Genomic DNA, 15,575 nt, shown 5'->3' on the forward strand with positions numbered 1-15,575 from the left:
ACCGGCGCGCCGCGCCTTCGCGTCGGGCCCGACGCGGCGCCCGGCGCGTCGTCAGGTCCGGTGGCCCGGCCTGCCGGTGGCGCCCGGCCCGTGGGCCGCAGCAACGGCCGGGCCAGGTGACCCGAGCGGGCCCCGCACGCTCCGGTGCCCCGGCGCCGTGGCCACCCCGCTCGGCGGGCGGTCCGCCCGGAACCTGCCGCCCGACGAGCGTCGGCCGGTCGCCGGCCCCCCGGGGTGAACGCCGCGCACCGCCTCCAGGTCACGCCCGGCGACGGGTGCGGCCCGTCGAGCCCGGCCCGCCGGGCGGTCGTGCCGCAGCCGTCGAGCCGTCACGGTCGGGCCGTCACTGGGCTGCCACCAGGGCGGCGCGGTCTCGCCGCCGGGTGGCGGCGGCTGCGTCCCGGCCCGCGGCCTGCCGTGCAACCCGCCCCGGCCCGGCATCGTATGCCTGGCCGAGTGGGCGGTGGCCGTCGAACCGGTGCCCGACCGCGGTCAGGATACGGTGCGGGGGTCGCGGCGCCCGCACCCGGTGACCCCGTGAGCCGCGACCTGACCGCTGTGACCAGCAGAGACCGAGGAGTTGCATGTCCACCGTCAGCCGGCTGCCCGGGATTGTTACGACCGACCACGTCTTCCAGGCCCCCCTCGACCACGCCGACCCGCAGGGCGAGCAGATCGAGGTGTACGCCCGCGAGGTGGTGGCCACCGGCCGCGAGCAGGCCGACCTGCCCTGGCTGGTCTTCCTCCAGGGCGGCCCCGGCGGCAAGGCCGCCCGCCCGCTCGGCCGCGACGCCTGGCTGGAACGCGCCCTCGACGACTACCGGGTACTCCTGCTCGACCAGCGCGGCACCGGTCGCTCCACGCCCGCGACCCGGCAGACCCTCGCCCGGCGCGGCGGCGCCCAGGAGCAGGCGGACTACCTGGCGCACTTCCGCGCGGACTCGATCGTGCGGGACGCCGAGCTGATCCGCCACCAGCTGCTCGGCGCGGACCGGCGCTGGAGCGTGCTCGGCCAGAGCTTCGGCGGCTTCTGCACCCTCACCTACCTCTCCTTCGCCCCCGAGGGCCTGGCCGAGGCCTTCATCACCGGCGGCCTGTCCGGCCTCGGCAGTTCGGCGGACGACGTCTACCGCGCCGCCTACCCGCGGGTGGTCCACAAGAACGAGGACCACTACGCCAGGTTCCCGCAGGACGTCGAGGCGGTACGGCGGATCGCCGCGCACCTCGCCGCCGCCCCCGCGACGCTGCCCGACGGCGGACTGCTCACCGTCGAGGCGTTCCAGGCCCTCGGTCTGATGCTCGGCGGCGGCAGCGGCTCCGGCACCCTGCACTACCTGCTGGAGGAGGCCTGGGTGGACGGCGCGGCCGGCCCCGAGCTGTCCGACACCTTCCTGGCCGGTGCCCAGGCCAAGCTCTCCTTCGCGGAGGGACCGCTGTACGCCGTGCTGCACGAGTCGATCTACGGCCAGCGCTCGGTGGACCAGGGCGGCACCGCCTGGTCGGCCGAGCGGGTCCGCAAGGAGTTCCCGCAGTTCGACGCCCGGGCCTCGCTGGACTCCGGCGCACCGGTGCTGTTCACCGGGGAGATGATCTACCCCTGGATGTTCGACACCGACCCGGCGCTGCGCCCGCTGAAGGAGGCCGCGGACCTGCTGGCCGCCCGCACCGACTGGCCCGACCTGTACGACCCGGCGCGGCTGGCCGCCAACACCGTCCCCGTCGTGGCGGCGGTCTACCACGACGACATGTACGTGGACACCGCCGACTCGCTGGCGACCGCCCGCGCGGTGCGCGGTCTGCGGACCTGGATCACCAACGAGTGGGAGCACGACGGCCTTCGGGCGAGCGGCGGCAAGGTGCTCGACCGCCTGATCAAGCTGGCGCACGGCGAGGCCTAGCGAAGCCCGCCCGGGCCGGGCGGCGAGGCTCCGGGCGGCCCCTGGCGGACGCCCGGCGAGGTCAGCGCGCGTGGTGGGCTCCCCTCGCCGCCCGACGGACGCCACGGCACCGGTGGCGCCCGGCGGCCGACGGTGCGGCGGCGGCCCGGGACACCGCCGCCCGACCGAGCCGCAGACCCCGGGCGGACCGCTGCCGGGGCACCGGAGCGCACCCGGGCGCCGGCAGCAGGGCGAGCGGGCCCGGACCGTCCGGACGCGGCGTCGGCTCGGCCGGGCCGCCCGGGCCGACCGGGCCGCGCTCGGCCGCCGCCGTTGTGGCCTGAGCCGCCTTCGCGGCCTTCCGGCGGGCCGTCCGGCGGCGGCGTGAGGCCCCCGCCGGCCCGGGCAGCCCTGACGGCCCACCGCGGCCCGTCTGGTCACCACCCGGGCCCTCGGTGGGCGCCGGCCCCGGTTCGCCGGCGGGCGCCGGCACGGGCCCACCCGCCTCGCGCCGCCGACGCTGCGCCTCGACTGCCGCGAGCAGCGCGTCGGGCGTCATACCGTCGTTCAACGACTCGTACAGCAGCTCGGCCAGCAGGTAGGACGGGTCGAGCCGGAGGACGTGGCCCAGCACGACGCGGGCCGTCGCGGTGTCCCCCGCCACCCAGGAGGCCCAGGCCAGCAGGGTGAGAGGGGCCACCGCGCAGCCCTCGTAGGGCGGCACGGCGCGCCGGGCGAGGAAGCGCCAGAGCCGCTCGGCGGGCGCGAGCTCGGCGGGCCGGGTGTACTCGACGCCGCGATCCCGGGTGAGGCGGTCCCGCAGGGCGACCAGCAGCCGGGCCGCCCGCTCCTCGTCGAGCTCCCGGGCCCCGGCCGCGAACTCGGCGAAGGCCTGGTCGAGCAGGCCGGCGCCCTGCTCCTGGACGGCCGCGCCACCGGAGCCCCCAGCGCCGTCAGCACCGTTGGCCTCGGCCGCCTCGGCCCGGGCGAGCGCCGCACGCTGGGCGTCCACCCCCGGCGGGCCGATCGGGGCCAGCCCGCCGATGATCGCCTTCCGGCTGCCGCGCGGCGCGAGGCCGGCGAAGGCCGCAGCGGCGGCCGCCGGGCCCGGGCCGGGGGCACGGCGGATCGGGTTGCCCGCCGGATCGCAGCACCCGGCGCGGCGGCAGAGGAAGGACCACCAGCGGCCGTCCGAGACGCAGAGCGACTCCTTGACGGCCACCCCCCTGCGCCCGAAGGCCGCGCGGAGGTCGTCCGCCAGCGGCCGCAGGCCGTCCACCACGGGAGGGGCGTGCACCGTGGTCGGATCCTGGCAGAGGTAGAGGAGCACTTGGACGGGCCGCTCGCCGTGCCGCTCGGAGAGGGCGACCAGCAGGGCGGCCGTCTCCTCCGCCGCGGCCGGCCACTGCTCGGGCGACTCCGGGATGTCCGCCCGAATCACTCCGCCCTGGTGCAGGTCGGGCCCCTGGAGGCCGACCGCGACGATGCTGTCGTCGGGGTAGAACCCCAGGAGGTAGGGCAGCAGCTCGGCCATGTCGGCCGGACCGCGCATGGTGACCGGCCGGTGGCCGGAGGACGGGCCGAGGGACAGGGTGACGCGCTCGTTGTTCATGACGCTCCCGTTGTTCATGACGCTCCGGTTGTCCGCGGCGTTCATGACCGGAAGCGTGACGCAATCCGAGAGACGCACCGGATTTTTCTCTTTTCCTGTGGATAACTCCGCCCTCGTTTTCCGCTTCCCTCATTCGGAGCACACCGCGCCCACTCCCCCGGGTGATTAGTCGGCGGCCGTTCAGCTGAGGAGCTGATGAAATACATCCGGCCTCCACCTCTCCGCAGCCACGGCATTCGCCTCATGTCAGCGGCTCGGGGTTACATGGACGCCATGCAGCAGCCCGAGAACCACACCACCGCCACCGCCGACCGCGCCGAGGTCCGGGCGCGGGCCGAGGCCGTCCTGCGCGAGCTCGCCGGGCCCGGCGCCGTCCTGCGCGAGGACCAGTGGACGGCCATCGAGGCCCTCGTGGTCGACCACCGCCGCGCCCTGGTCGTGCAGCGCACCGGCTGGGGGAAGTCCGCGGTCTACTTCATCTCCACCGCCCTGCTCCGGGCCCGGGGCGCAGGGCCGACGGTGATCGTCTCCCCGCTGCTCGCCCTGATGCGCAACCAGGTCGAGTCGGCGGCCCGGGCCGGCATCCACGCCCGGACCATCAACTCGGCCAACACCGACGAGTGGGACGAGATCCAGGCCGAGGTCTCCGCCGGAAAGGTCGACGTCCTGCTGGTCAGCCCCGAGCGGCTGAACAACCCCGACTTCCGCGACCAGGTGCTGCCCAAGCTCGCCGCCTCCACCGGCCTGCTCGTGGTCGACGAGGCCCACTGCATCTCGGACTGGGGCCACGACTTCCGCCCCGACTACCGCCGGCTGCGCACGATGCTCGCCGAGCTCCCGCCCGGCGTCCCGGTGCTGGCCACCACCGCCACCGCCAACGCCCGGGTCACCGCGGACGTCGCCGAACAGCTCGGCACCGGCAGCACCGACGAGCACGCCCTGGTGCTGCGCGGGCCGCTCGACCGGGAGAGCCTCACCCTGGGCGTGCTGGCCCTGCCCGACCCGGCGCACCGGCTGGCCTGGCTCGCCGACCACCTCGACCGGCTGCCGGGCTCGGGCATCGTCTACACCCTGACGGTGGCCGCCACCGAGGAGGTGACGGCCTTCCTGCGCGAGCGGGGCTTCCCGGTCGCCTCCTACTCCGGCCGCACCGAGGACGCCGAGCGCCGCACCGCCGAGGCCGACCTGCTGGCCAACCGGGTCAAGGCGCTGGTCGCCACCTCCGCACTGGGCATGGGCTTCGACAAGCCCGACCTGGGCTTCGTGGTGCACCTCGGCTCGCCCAGCTCGCCGATCGCCTACTACCAGCAGGTCGGCCGGGCCGGGCGCGGCGTCGACCGGGCCGAGGTGCTGCTGCTGCCCGGGCGCGAGGACGAGGCGATCTGGCGCTACTTCGCCTCGCTGGCCTTCCCGCCGGAGGAGCAGGTGCGCCGCACCATCGACGCGCTGGCCGAGGCCGGCCGCCCGCTGTCCACCGCCGCGCTGGAGCCCCGGGTGGACCTGCGCCGCACCCGGCTGGAGACCATGCTCAAGGTGCTCGACGTGGACGGCGCCGTCCGCCGGGTCAAGGGCGGCTGGACGGCCACCGGGCAGAGCTGGGCGTACGACACCGCCCGGTATGCCAAGGTCGCGGCCTCCCGCGAGGCCGAACAGCGGGCGATGCGCGAGTACGCGGCGACCACCGGCTGCCGGATGGAGTTCCTGCGGCGCCAGCTGGACGACGAGCAGGCCCGTCCGTGCGGCCGGTGCGACAACTGCGCGGGGCCACTGCACACCGCCGAGGTCTCCGCCGAGGCGCTGGACGCGGCCCGGGCCGCCCTCGGCCGCCCGGGCATCAGCTTCGAGCCGCGCCGGCTCTGGCCCACCGGGATGGACTCCCTCGGCGTGCCCCTCAAGGGCCGGATCCCGGCGGGCGAGCAGGCCGAGAACGGGCGGGCGCTCGGCCGGCTGTCCGACATCGGCTGGGGCAACCGGCTGCGCGCCCTGCTGGCCGACCAGGCCCCGGACGTACCGGTCCCCGGCGAGGCCGTGGACGCCCTGGTCGCGGTGCTCGCCGACTGGGCCCGCGGCCCCGGCGGCTGGGCCGGGCCCGCGACGGCGGACGGCACCCGGCTGGAGCGGCCGGTCGGCGTGGTGGCCATGGCCTCCTCGACCCGCCCCCAGCTGGTGGGCAGCCTCGGTGCGCGGATCGCCGAGATCGGCCGGCTGCCGCTGCTCGGCCGGATCGAGTACGTCGACGGCCGGCCCCCGCACGGCGCGCGCAGCAACAGCGCCCAGCGACTGCACTCGCTGGCCGGCGCGCTGACGCTGCCGCCGGAGGTGGCGCAGGCGGTGGCCGAGGCCGGCGGGCCGGTGCTGCTGGTGGACGACCTCGTCGACTCGGGCTGGACGGTCACCGTGGCCGCCAGGCTGCTGCGCCGTGCCGGGGCGAGCGCGGTGTTGCCCCTGGTGCTGGCCGTGCAGGGGTGACCGGGCGGCAGTGGGCCGCCATTCCACCAATCACTCGCATGGCCTAACGAAGGGAGAAAGCAGCCCCCTCGCGAACACGCGGGACGCCGGAGCGGGGAAAGGAGTGGTCACCGTGCCGATGGCGGTTCACCGGACCCCGCACACGGTCTGGATCAAGGTCCAACGCCGCCCGAACGACGCTCGGAGCGCGGTGGAACATATCCGGCGGAACGTGGGCTTTCGGGTGGCGTTCATCGTTTCATCGTTGCCGCTCCACCCCGGATACCGCGAGAATTGGCGCGTACCCGAAACCCTGTCCGCTGGACCCGGCCTTCGGCGTACCCACGTACCCGCGTGCCAGTGGGTCAGGAAGGAGGATCGTGATCAACGGTATCGGCCGAGGTCAGCATCCCCTCGCCCGGAGTTCGGCGCCCAGACGGCTGCTGGACCTGGAGACCTGGACCGCCTCGGGGATCCCGTTGCTGCGCGACCCGCGCGAGTTCGTCGTGGAGTTGCACCAGCGCCACCTGCCCCAGCCGGGCACGGTCGTGATCGCCGTCCTCAACGCGCTGCACCACGTGTCCGCCTCGGCCTCGTTCACGCCCTGGCCACACGACACCGACGGCTGGCAGCACCGCAACGCCCTGCTCACGCACCTGCGCCAGGTCACCCCGCACGACCTGCGGCTGGCCGAACCGACCCGCACGGCCGTGCTGTTGCGCTGCCGCGAGGGCGCGCCCGGCTGGACCGAGCAGGACGGCGCCTGGATGTGGGCGCTGCGGGACGCGGCCGTCCTGCACGGGCTGCGCTGCGGCTCGTACATCGGGCTCACCCCGGCGGGCTGGCACGTCCTCGGGGACGGCCGGAGCGGACGCGATCCGCACGCGGGCTCGTGGGCGGACGGGGTGGTGCACACCGTCACGGAACTGCCGCCGCGCTCGGCGCTGGACGCCCCGCGCGGCCAGCGCGCCCGGCACCAGGCGGCCGAACGGGCCCAGCACGCCCGGCAGTCCGAGCACCCGTGGCCCCCGGCGCGGGTCGCCGCCGTCCAGCCCGCCCGGCGCACCGGCACCCGCTGACCCCGCCGACACCGACGGGTCGCGACCACAGACGACGCCACGGCCTCGGACCACGCCACGGCCGGGGCCGACCCGAAGGCCCGACAGCCGACACCAAGACCAGGCACGGTCGGGCCCGGGCCCGGCCACGGATCAGCCCGCGCCCCGGACCGTACGCCCTCGCCGCACCGGGGTACGACGGACCCCGGGCCCGGCACCGTGCGGCGCCGGGCCCGGGGTGGCTCGGTCGTGGTCAGGCCCTGATCGAACGGCCGGGCGCGGTTCCGGCCGCCCCGGTGGCGACCGGGCCGGCGTCACCGCAGACCACGAGCAGCGCGGCCGTGTGGCCGAGCGCCTTGGCGTGGGCCTCGGCGGCCCGGGCGGCCGTCCCACCGTTGACCACCAGGACGACCACCTCCCGGCGCACCGGGCGGGTCAGCGCGACGTCCGCGTAGAACACGTCCCCGCCCTCGGCGAGCTGCGCCCAGTAGCGCTCCTCGCCGAAGGAGAGTTCGTGCTGCTGCCAGGGGTGCGCCTCGCCGACCGTCAGCACCAGGATGTCGCCCGGGTTGCGGCCGGCGTCCAGCAGTCGGTCGACCGCGTCGTCCGCGTGTTCCAGCGCCTGCGCCGGGGTGGCGGCGACGCGCTGGATCTCGACCTGCGGTTCGGCGCCGCCCGAACGGCGCTGCGCCGGCGGGGGCTTGGGGATCAGTCGCGGCGGACCGGAGCGGTCGGCGCGCGGGGGTGTCGGGCGCGGCGGTGCCGGACGGGGGCCGGGCACCGGAACGGCGGCGACGGTGGTGGGTGCGGTGGAAGAAGCGCCGCCGTTGGCAGGCGCGCGGAGGGCTTGTGCGTCCGACTCGCGGGGGAAGGGAACGCCGGGGCCCGGGAGGCTCTCGTGAATCTCCGACTCCTCGGGGAAGACAGGCATACCCGGATATCTATCAAATGCCGCTCGAACACGCACGCGCACCCCACCCATTGGGCACCGCACATCCACCGCCCCACCCAGGCAATTCCAGACGGACCGTCAGAAACCGAGCGTCAACTGTTCGTCGGCGGAGCCTTCGGCCGCACCCGCGACGTCACGGACGCGCTTCAGGTGCCGCCACTTCGGCAGCGCGTCCAGGTATGCCCAGGAGAGCCGGTGATGCCCGGTGGGGCCGAACTCCTCCAGCGCGGCGCGGTGCACCGGGGACGGGTAGCCGGCGTTGTCCGCGAAGCCGTATTCCGGGCATTCCTCGCCGAGTTCGGCCATCAGCCCGTCGCGGTGGACCTTGGCGAGCACCGAGGCGGCGGAGACGCAGATGCAGGACTGGTCACCCTTGATCACCGTGCGCACCTGCCAGGGGCCGCCCAGGTAGTCGTGCTTGCCGTCCAGGATCACCGCGTCGGGCTCGACCGGCAGCGCCTCCAGCGCGCGGACGGCGGCCAGCCGCAGCGCCGCCGTCATGCCGAGCTCGTCGCACTCCTGCGGCGAGGCATGGCCGAGCGCGTAGGCGGTGACCCAGTCGGCGAGGACCGGGGCGAGCGCGCGGCGGCGCAGTTCGGTGAGCAGCTTGGAGTCGGTCAGCCCCTCCGGGGCCTTGCGCAGACCGGTGACGGCCGCGCCCACGGTGACCGGGCCGGCCCAGGCGCCGCGCCCGACCTCGTCCAGGCCGACGACGATCTTGGCGCCGGCGCGGCGGAGCGAGCGCTCGACGGAGTGCGTCGGCGGGACGATGGGCATCGCGAATTCCGTTCGGCGGAGGGGCAGCCCGTTCAGCTGGGCAGCATCCAGCCTAAGCCCCTCCGCTCAGCCGCCCGGGCCGACCGCCGGCGGCCCGCCCACCGGCCCGCCCACCAGGCCGCCCGCCCGAACCGCTCACCCCGGCCGCCCGCCCGAACCGCCCGGCGCCAACCGTCGGCGCCAACCGGCCGGCAGCCCCGCCCGCGGAGCCGCAGCCGTCCTCAGGCGCGGATCAGCGGGTACAGCACCTCGTCCATCAGCCGGGCCCCGAAGCCCGGCCCCATGTTCTCCCGGCCGCAGATCTTCACCTGGTAGAGCAGCATCGCCGGGACGACGTCCGCGACCAGCGCGGTGGCCGCGCCGGGCCGGACGTCGCCGCGGTCGGCGCCGCGGCGCAGGATCGCCAGGATGGCCTCCTTGGTCGGCTCGATCACCCGCTGGCCGATGAAGTCCTTGAACACCTCGGCCCGTTCATGGTCGATCTCGCCCATCAGCGTCTGGATCGCGGCGCCCGTCGGGGAGTTCATCGCGCCCATGAACACCTCGATGAGCTGCCGCAATTCGAGATCGGCGGACCCGAGGTCGGGGGTGTCGTAGGGGCGTGGGAGAGTGGCGTCCAGGGCGTCGATGACCAGTTCGTCCTTGGACGCCCAGCGCCGGTAGAGCGCGGCCTTCCCGGTCCGCGCCGCGCCGGCGACGCCTTCCATCGTCAGCCGCGCGTATCCGCCGGAGGTGAGCTGGTCGATCGTGGCCTCGAAGATCGCGTTCTCCAACTCCTTCCCCCGGCGCCGCACCGGCCGCGTGAGGGCCTCACGGGCGACCCGCATCGGGCAGTGAGCCGCCGGTTCGGGCGCCGCCCCCGATGGCGCCGCGGGTGACGGGGGCGCGTCCGCCGCCTCAAGCGGTCGGGCGCCCGCCCGACCGGTCGCCCGGTCCGCCGTCAGACGCCGCACCAACCGATCCATCGCCACCATCCTTAGGGAACGCTTGCGTTCACAATCAGGCCCAGGATATCGTCCACATTAGTGAACGATCCCGTTCCTTCCTAGCCCGCGCCAGACCGTGGGCTCACGCCGGACCAGTCGGTCCGCAGCATACGAAGCACGCAGCCAGGCACATAGCCAGCAGGGGGCACAATCGTGGCTATCTCCGACACGATCAGCAAGAACTCACCACCACAGAGCAGCCAGGGCCGGGGCAAGGGCATCACCCTGACCGTCATCGCGGCCACGCAGTTGATGGTGGTGCTCGACGCCACCATCGTGAACATCGCGTTGCCGCAGATCAGGGACGCGCTGAACTTCTCGACCACCAACCTGTCGTGGGTCATCAACGCCTACACGCTGACCTTCGGCGGGCTGCTGCTGCTCGGCGGGCGCGCGGGCGACATCCTCGGCCGCCGCCGGGTGTTCATCTTCGGGACCTTGCTGTTCGGCTTCGCCTCCCTGCTGGGCGGCTTCGCCCAGGACGGCGGGATGCTGCTGGCCGCCCGCGCGCTCCAGGGCATCGGCGGCGCGATCTGCTCACCGACGGCATTCGCCCTGATCGCCACCAACTTCGAGGAAGGGCCGGAACGCAACAAGGCGTTCGGCGTCTTCTCGGCGGTGGCCGGGTCCGGTGCCGCGATCGGCCTGCTGGCCGGCGGTCTGCTCACCGAGTACCTGGACTGGCGCTGGGTCTTCTTCGTCAACGTGCCGATCGCGGCGCTGATCGCGCTCGCCGCACCGCGCTACATCGCCGAGTCCGAGCGCCACGCGGGCCGCTTCGACCTGCCGGGCGCACTCACCTCGACACTCGGCCTGGTCGGCCTGGTCTACGGGTTCATCCGCGCCGCCTCGGACGGCTGGTCGGACAGCATCACGCTCGGCTCCTTCGCGGGCGGTGTGCTGCTGCTCGCCGCGTTCGTCGTGATCGAGAACCGCACCGACCAGCCGATCACCCCGCTGCACCTGCTCGCCAACCGCAACCGCACCGGCGGCCTGGTGATGATGCTCTGCCTGGCCGCGGCCATGTTCGGCATCTTCTTCTACATCACGCTCTTCGTGCAGGGCCCGCTCGGCTACAGCCCGCTGAAGGCCGGCGTGTCCTTCCTGCCGATCAGCGTGTCGATCATCATCGCCGCGCAGCTCGCCTCCAGCCTCCAGGCCAAGTACGGCCCGAAGCCGTTCATGGCGGGCGGCGCCCTGCTGGTCACCGTCGGCCTCACCTGGCTGACCCAGATGAGCAAGGACAGCGGCTACCTGGACGGGGTGCTCGGCCCCACGGTCATCTTCGGCTTCGGCATGGGCCTGATCTTCGTCCCGGTGATGCTGCTCGCGGTCGCGGGCGTCCCCGGCCAGGAGACCGGCGCCGCATCCGGCCTGCTGAACTCCATGCAGCAGATCGGCGGTTCGCTCGGCCTCTCGATCCTGACCACGGTCTTCGCGCACTACGCCACCGCCGAGGGCAAGCTCCAGCAGCCGAAGTTCCTCCAGTCGGCCACTCCGGACCAGCTGGCCTACCTCCAGCAGCACCACGAGTTCCCGAAGGGCACCGACGCCGCCAACTCGGTCCTCACCCAGGGGATTTCGCACGGCTTCATCGTGGGTGCCGTGCTCGCCGGGCTGGCGCTGGTGGTCTCGGTCTTCGTGATCAAGGCCAAGGCCAGCGACCTGCCGAGCGGGGCCTCCGGCGTCGCGATGCACTGAGCCCGACCAGGGCACACCGCACCACAGCGCACCACACCGGGCCGGCCGGGAGCAGCACGCTCCCGGCCGGCCCGGCCGCGTTTCCCGGCCCCGACTCCCGCCCCTACTCCGCCCCCGACGCAGCCGCAGGCGTCAGGCACCGACGCAGGCACCGGTGTCAGAGCCGGGCGTCAGGGCCAGAGGTCCTGGTACCTCATCCCGGCCCGCTCGCAGGGGGTGCGCCCCTCCTCCAACTGGTCCACCAGCGGCCGTTGCGCCAGGATCTCCCGGGCCCGGGCGGCGGAGGCGCTGGTGGCGTACCAGGCCGGCCCGGGGTGGTTCTCCAGCCCGGCGCGGATCAGCTGCAGCGCGCAGGCCCGCTGGACGGCGGGGAGCCGGTCCAGGGCGGGGGCGGCGTCCGGCGAGAGGTCGCGGACGTTGCGCAGGTCGATCCGGGAGGTCCGCTCGAAGCGGGCGACGTTCTGCTCGGCGATGATCGCGTCCGGGCCCATCAGCCCGTACACCGCCGCCGTGAGCATGCCGCTGAGGACGACGACGCGGGGCAGCCAGCCCGCCGAGCGGGTCAGCCCGGCGGTGATCAGCAGCAGCAGGACGACGCCGAGCCAGCCCTCGACCACCAGCACCCAGAGCCGCAGCCTGGTCAGGCCGGAAGCGTCGACGTAGAACCACATCCGGCCGAGCGCCGAGGCGACCACGACCAGGGCGAGCACGCAGAGCGCCCCGAGCAGGATCCGCGCCACCCGGCGGTCGGCGGGCGTGCTGCGCGGGGCCCAGCGCTTGGCGACCGCCACCACGACCAGGGTGAGCGCGGTGATCACGCTCAGCTGCCAGAAACCCTGCCGGGCGTACTCGGAGCGGCTCATCCCGGTGTTGCGCAGGACGGCGTCGGCGCCGCCGAGCACCACCAGGGCCTGGATCACCGCGAAGGCGCCGAACATCAGGTTGAGCGCGACCAGCGGCAGCGCCCACTCCAGCCGGCGGCGGGCCCGGCCCGGCCGGACGACCGTACGGTCCCAGCGGCGGGGCCCGGCCGCGATGTGGGCGAAGCCCAGGGCGGTGAACGCCCCCAGTGCGAACAGCGCCGCGCGCAGCGGGAGCCCGCGGAGGTCGAGGCTGGGGCTGAGGCTGCCCAGCAGGTCCGCCATGGCGGCGTCCGCACCGGCGAACAGCAGACCGAAGACGGTCAGCAGGACGGCGGCGACCGCGAGTGCCTTGAGCACCGGGACGATGCGGCCCCGGTAGGGCAGACTCCGGCCGCGCAGCCCGTCCCTCAGCCAGAGCACGCCGGGCGGCAGCTGCCAGAGGACGGCGGGCAGGGGGAGCAGGACGCCCGCCCAGCGGCGGCCGCCGTGCAGCGCGAGCGAGGCCAGGCCGAGCGCGCACCCGATGGACAGCGACACCGGCCAGCCCGCCTCCCAGAGCGCCGGAACGGCGAGCAGGGCGACGGCGAGCAGGCTCCACACCACCGTCCAGGGCCGGATCCGGCGGCCCGCCGACCGGGCGGCGAGACCGGCCGCGGCAGCGGTGGCGCCGGCGCAGATCAGCAGGTTGACGCCCACGCCGTCGAACAGCAGCCAGGCTGTCAGCAGGCCGGTGAGCAGTGCCAGGAGGAGGACCCGGGGCGTGGCGGCCGCCCTGCGCTCGGGGTCGCTCGGGCGCAGCCACCCGCGGTGCGGCGGCACGGGCATCCCGGATCCCCAATGAGGGCCAGGTCCGGGTCCGAACGTCGCGGGCCCATGTGTCGCGGGTCCATGTGCCGCGGCTCCATGTGTCGCGGGCCCGGGCTCAGGTGGCAGGTCGGCCAGGGCAGGCGTGGACGGGCCGGACATGAGTCCCCCTCGGTGGTCGGCGGGCATGCGGAAGCCGCCCTTGGGGCAGTCCGCCGTCGGGCGCGCTCGGCGCCGCGGCTGCAGCCGACTGTAGACCATTCTGAACAGGTTCAAAACTCAGTTCTGAACAAGTTCAGAAACCTCGGCCCGCCTTCCCACCACCGCTCCCGGAGCCCTCCCGCACCGCTCCCGCGGTCCTCCCACACCCCTCCCGGGGCCCCTCCACCACCCCTCCGCTACCCCTTCACCGACCCGGCCAGCAGGCCCCGGACGAAGTACCGCTGCAAGCTGAAGAAGACGATCAGCGGGACGACGATCGACAGGAACGCCCCGGCCGTCAGCAGCTCCCACCGCCCGCCGAAGGACCCGGACAGCTGCGCCAGCCGGACCGTCATCGGCGCCACCTCCGGCGTGCCGCCCGCGAAGGTCAACGCGACCAGCAGGTCGTTCCAGACCCACAGGAACTGGAAGATCGCGAACGAGGCCAGCGCCGGGGTGCACAGCGGCAGCACGATCGAACGGAAGATCTTGAAGTGCGAGGCCCCGTCCACCACCGCCGCCTCCATCAGGTCCCGCGGCAGCTGGGCGATGAAGTTGTGCAGCAGGAACACCGCCAGCGGCAGCGCGAACATGGTGTGCGCCAGCCACACCGGTGCATAGCTGCCCTTCAGGTCCACCGCCGGGATCAGCGTCAGCGAGCCCAGGTGCGCGCCGCCGGAGAAGAGGCGCAGCAGCGGGATCAGCGCCATCTGGATCGGCACCACCTGGAGCGCGAACACCGCGAAGAACACCGTGTCGCTCCCCCGGAACCGCACCCAGGCCAGCCCGTACGCCGCCATCGCCGCCAGCACCAGCGGGAACAGGGTGGCCGGGACGCTGATCGCCAGCGAGTTCACCAGGAACGGCATCAGCCCGGTGGAGACGCCGGAGCCGCCCTCGAACAGCACCGTGTGGTAGTTGCCCAGGCCCAGGTCCGGGTGGAGGAAGGCGTTCCACCAGCCGTTCGCCGTCACGTCCTGCTTGGGGCGCAGCGAGGTCACCAGCAGGCCCACCGTCGGGATCGTCCACAGGACGGTCACCGCGATCACGAAGACCGAGGCCAGCGGGCTGCTGAAGGCCTTCCGGACCGGGCTGCCGTGCGGCGCGCTCATCGCGCGGGCCGGCCTGTCGTGCGGTGCGCTCATCGGACCGCACGCTCCTTCCGCAGCTGGACGATGTTGTAGGCCACCAACGGCAGCACCGCGAGGAAGAGGATCACCGCGAGGGCACTGCCCCGCCCGGTGTTGAACTGCACGAAGGACTGCGAGTACATCTCGTTGGCCAGCACCTGGGTGCCGAAGTTGCCGCCGGTCATGGTGCGGACGATGTCGAAGGCCTTCAGCGTGATGATCATGATGGTGGTCAGCACCACCACCACCGTGGTGCGGATCATCGGCACCGTGACGTACCAGAACAGCCGCACCCCCTGCGCACCGTCCAGCCGGGCCGCCTCGGTGACCTCGTCGGGGATCGCCTTGATCGCCGCCGACAGCACCACCAGCGCGAAGCCCGTCTGCACCCAGACCATCACCGCCATCAGCAGGAAGGTGTTCAACGGCTGCGAGAGCATCCAGTTCGGCGGATCGTCCCAGCCCACCGCGATGGCGAGTTGGCTCAGCAGGCCGATCTGCGACTGGCCCGGTCCACGCGACTCGTAGACGAACTTGAAGATGATCGAGGCGCCGACCAGCGAGATCGCCATCGGCATGAAGATCAGCGACTTGTACACCGCCTGGCCGCGCATCCGGTCCACCAGCAGCGCCAGCACCAGGCCCAGGCCGGTCGCCGCCAACGGCGCGACCACCAGCCAGAGCAGCGTGTTGACCAGCACCTTCTGCACCGAGTCGGTGGTGAACGCCCAGCCGAAGTTCTCGCCGCCGACGAACCCGCTGCCGTCGGCGTTCTGCAGGCTCAGATAGACCGTGCGGATCAGCGGCACGACCAGGCCCACCAGCAGCAGCACCGCGGCCGGGCCGAGGAACACCACCACCGACAGCGGGCGGGAGAGCCGGCCCCGGGCCCGGCCCGCGGCGAAGAAGACCAGCAGCAGGATGCCGAGGAAGCCCGCGACGGCGCCGAGGCTGTTGCCGAACTTGACCGCCGCGTCGCCCCAGGAGCCGGTGGCGAGCGCGGTGACCGGTGAAGGGGTTCCGGGTACGGACATGACGGTGCGTCCCTCCTGTTCTGGTGGGAAGGGGCGGGGGGGGGGGGGGGTGGTGGGGGTGCGTGCGGCGCGACAGAGGGTGAGAGCGGTCTTTGGAGTGTGGGGTCGGGGCGAGGCGCGGCCGGCGCCCGC

11 protein-coding genes are annotated in these 15,575 nt (G+C 74.0%); 4 read left to right on the forward strand and 7 right to left on the reverse strand.

Annotated elements, in window-relative coordinates:
- Positions 1 to 584 precede the first annotated feature (584 nt).
- The gene (locus ACFV6D_RS14670) at positions 585 to 1,898 is read left to right on the forward strand and encodes an alpha/beta fold hydrolase (protein WP_380559905.1); all 1,314 of its coding nucleotides are present in this window, start codon (positions 585 to 587) and stop codon (positions 1,896 to 1,898) included.
- A gap of 61 nt (positions 1,899 to 1,959) precedes the next feature.
- Here the strand turns inward: ACFV6D_RS14670 and ACFV6D_RS14675 are convergent, their stop codons facing one another.
- The gene (locus ACFV6D_RS14675; RefSeq protein ID WP_380559907.1) at positions 1,960 to 3,534 is read right to left on the reverse strand and encodes a DUF4192 family protein; all 1,575 of its coding nucleotides are present in this window, start codon (positions 3,532 to 3,534) and stop codon (positions 1,960 to 1,962) included.
- A 228-nt stretch (positions 3,535 to 3,762) separates the two neighbouring features.
- Between ACFV6D_RS14675 and ACFV6D_RS14680 the strand changes: the two genes are divergently transcribed.
- Together ACFV6D_RS14680 and ACFV6D_RS14685 are read left to right on the forward strand one after the other, a co-directional pair.
- Positions 3,763 to 5,958: a RecQ family ATP-dependent DNA helicase gene (locus tag ACFV6D_RS14680; protein WP_063349352.1), complete on the forward strand. Its 2,196-nt coding sequence runs from the start codon at positions 3,763 to 3,765 to the stop codon at positions 5,956 to 5,958.
- Positions 5,959 to 6,377: 419 nt separating this feature from the next.
- Positions 6,378 to 7,016 carry a hypothetical protein gene (locus ACFV6D_RS14685; protein ID WP_380434291.1) on the forward strand — a complete coding sequence of 213 codons (639 nt, stop codon included), beginning with the start codon at positions 6,378 to 6,380 and terminating at the stop codon, positions 7,014 to 7,016.
- A gap of 232 nt (positions 7,017 to 7,248) precedes the next feature.
- Here ACFV6D_RS14685 and ACFV6D_RS14690 read toward each other — a convergent pair whose 3' ends face one another.
- The 3 genes from ACFV6D_RS14690 to ACFV6D_RS14700 form a co-directional block, all read right to left on the reverse strand.
- On the reverse strand, positions 7,249 to 7,926 hold the full coding sequence (locus ACFV6D_RS14690; RefSeq protein ID WP_380480645.1) for a hypothetical protein: 678 nt from the start codon (positions 7,924 to 7,926) through the stop codon (positions 7,249 to 7,251).
- A gap of 99 nt (positions 7,927 to 8,025) precedes the next feature.
- Entirely contained in the window at positions 8,026 to 8,724 is a 699-nt protein-coding gene (locus tag ACFV6D_RS14695) for a ribonuclease HII (protein WP_063349349.1), read from the reverse strand.
- Between the two features lie 221 nt (positions 8,725 to 8,945).
- Positions 8,946 to 9,497, reverse strand: a complete 552-nt coding sequence (locus tag ACFV6D_RS14700) for a TetR/AcrR family transcriptional regulator (protein ID WP_380559909.1) — start codon at positions 9,495 to 9,497, stop codon at positions 8,946 to 8,948.
- A 366-nt stretch (positions 9,498 to 9,863) separates the two neighbouring features.
- On the opposite strand from ACFV6D_RS14700, the gene ACFV6D_RS14705 reads away from it, so the two are divergent.
- A complete protein-coding gene (locus tag ACFV6D_RS14705) occupies positions 9,864 to 11,411 on the forward strand; it encodes an MFS transporter (RefSeq protein WP_380336374.1) in 1,548 nt (515 codons plus the stop codon).
- Positions 11,412 to 11,581: 170 nt separating this feature from the next.
- Here ACFV6D_RS14705 and ACFV6D_RS14710 read toward each other — a convergent pair whose 3' ends face one another.
- From ACFV6D_RS14710 to ACFV6D_RS14720, 3 genes are all read right to left on the reverse strand, one after another.
- Positions 11,582 to 13,099 (reverse strand): DUF4153 domain-containing protein, encoded by a 1,518-nt coding sequence (locus ACFV6D_RS14710; protein WP_380559911.1) that lies wholly within the window; start codon positions 13,097 to 13,099, stop codon positions 11,582 to 11,584.
- A gap of 377 nt (positions 13,100 to 13,476) precedes the next feature.
- Positions 13,477 to 14,424, reverse strand: a complete 948-nt coding sequence (locus ACFV6D_RS14715) for a carbohydrate ABC transporter permease (protein WP_063349346.1) — start codon at positions 14,422 to 14,424, stop codon at positions 13,477 to 13,479.
- Positions 14,421 to 15,443 (reverse strand): carbohydrate ABC transporter permease, encoded by a 1,023-nt coding sequence (locus tag ACFV6D_RS14720; RefSeq protein ID WP_063349345.1) that lies wholly within the window; start codon positions 15,441 to 15,443, stop codon positions 14,421 to 14,423. Before ACFV6D_RS14720 ends, ACFV6D_RS14715 begins: the two co-directional genes overlap by 4 nt.
- Positions 15,444 to 15,575: the final 132 nt, after the last annotated feature.

This window comes from Kitasatospora sp. NPDC059812, assembly GCF_042732075.1.
In the GTDB taxonomy this organism is placed as follows: Bacteria; Actinomycetota; Actinomycetes; order Streptomycetales; family Streptomycetaceae; genus Kitasatospora.

Coding starts and splice junctions, on each gene's coding strand:
- ACFV6D_RS14670 (WP_380559905.1), top strand. CDS start 585: ATGTCCACCGTCAGCCGGCTGCCCGGGATTGTTACGACCGACCACGTC.
- ACFV6D_RS14675 (WP_380559907.1), bottom strand. CDS start 3,534: ATGAACGCCGCGGACAACCGGAGCGTCATGAACAACGGGAGCGTCATG.
- ACFV6D_RS14680 (WP_063349352.1), top strand. CDS start 3,763: ATGCAGCAGCCCGAGAACCACACCACCGCCACCGCCGACCGCGCCGAG.
- ACFV6D_RS14690 (WP_380480645.1), bottom strand. CDS start 7,926: ATGCCTGTCTTCCCCGAGGAGTCGGAGATTCACGAGAGCCTCCCGGGC.
- ACFV6D_RS14695 (WP_063349349.1), bottom strand. CDS start 8,724: ATGCCCATCGTCCCGCCGACGCACTCCGTCGAGCGCTCGCTCCGCCGC.
- ACFV6D_RS14710 (WP_380559911.1), bottom strand. CDS start 13,099: ATGCCCGTGCCGCCGCACCGCGGGTGGCTGCGCCCGAGCGACCCCGAG.
- ACFV6D_RS14715 (WP_063349346.1), bottom strand. CDS start 14,424: ATGAGCGCACCGCACGACAGGCCGGCCCGCGCGATGAGCGCGCCGCAC.
- ACFV6D_RS14720 (WP_063349345.1), bottom strand. CDS start 15,443: ATGTCCGTACCCGGAACCCCTTCACCGGTCACCGCGCTCGCCACCGGC.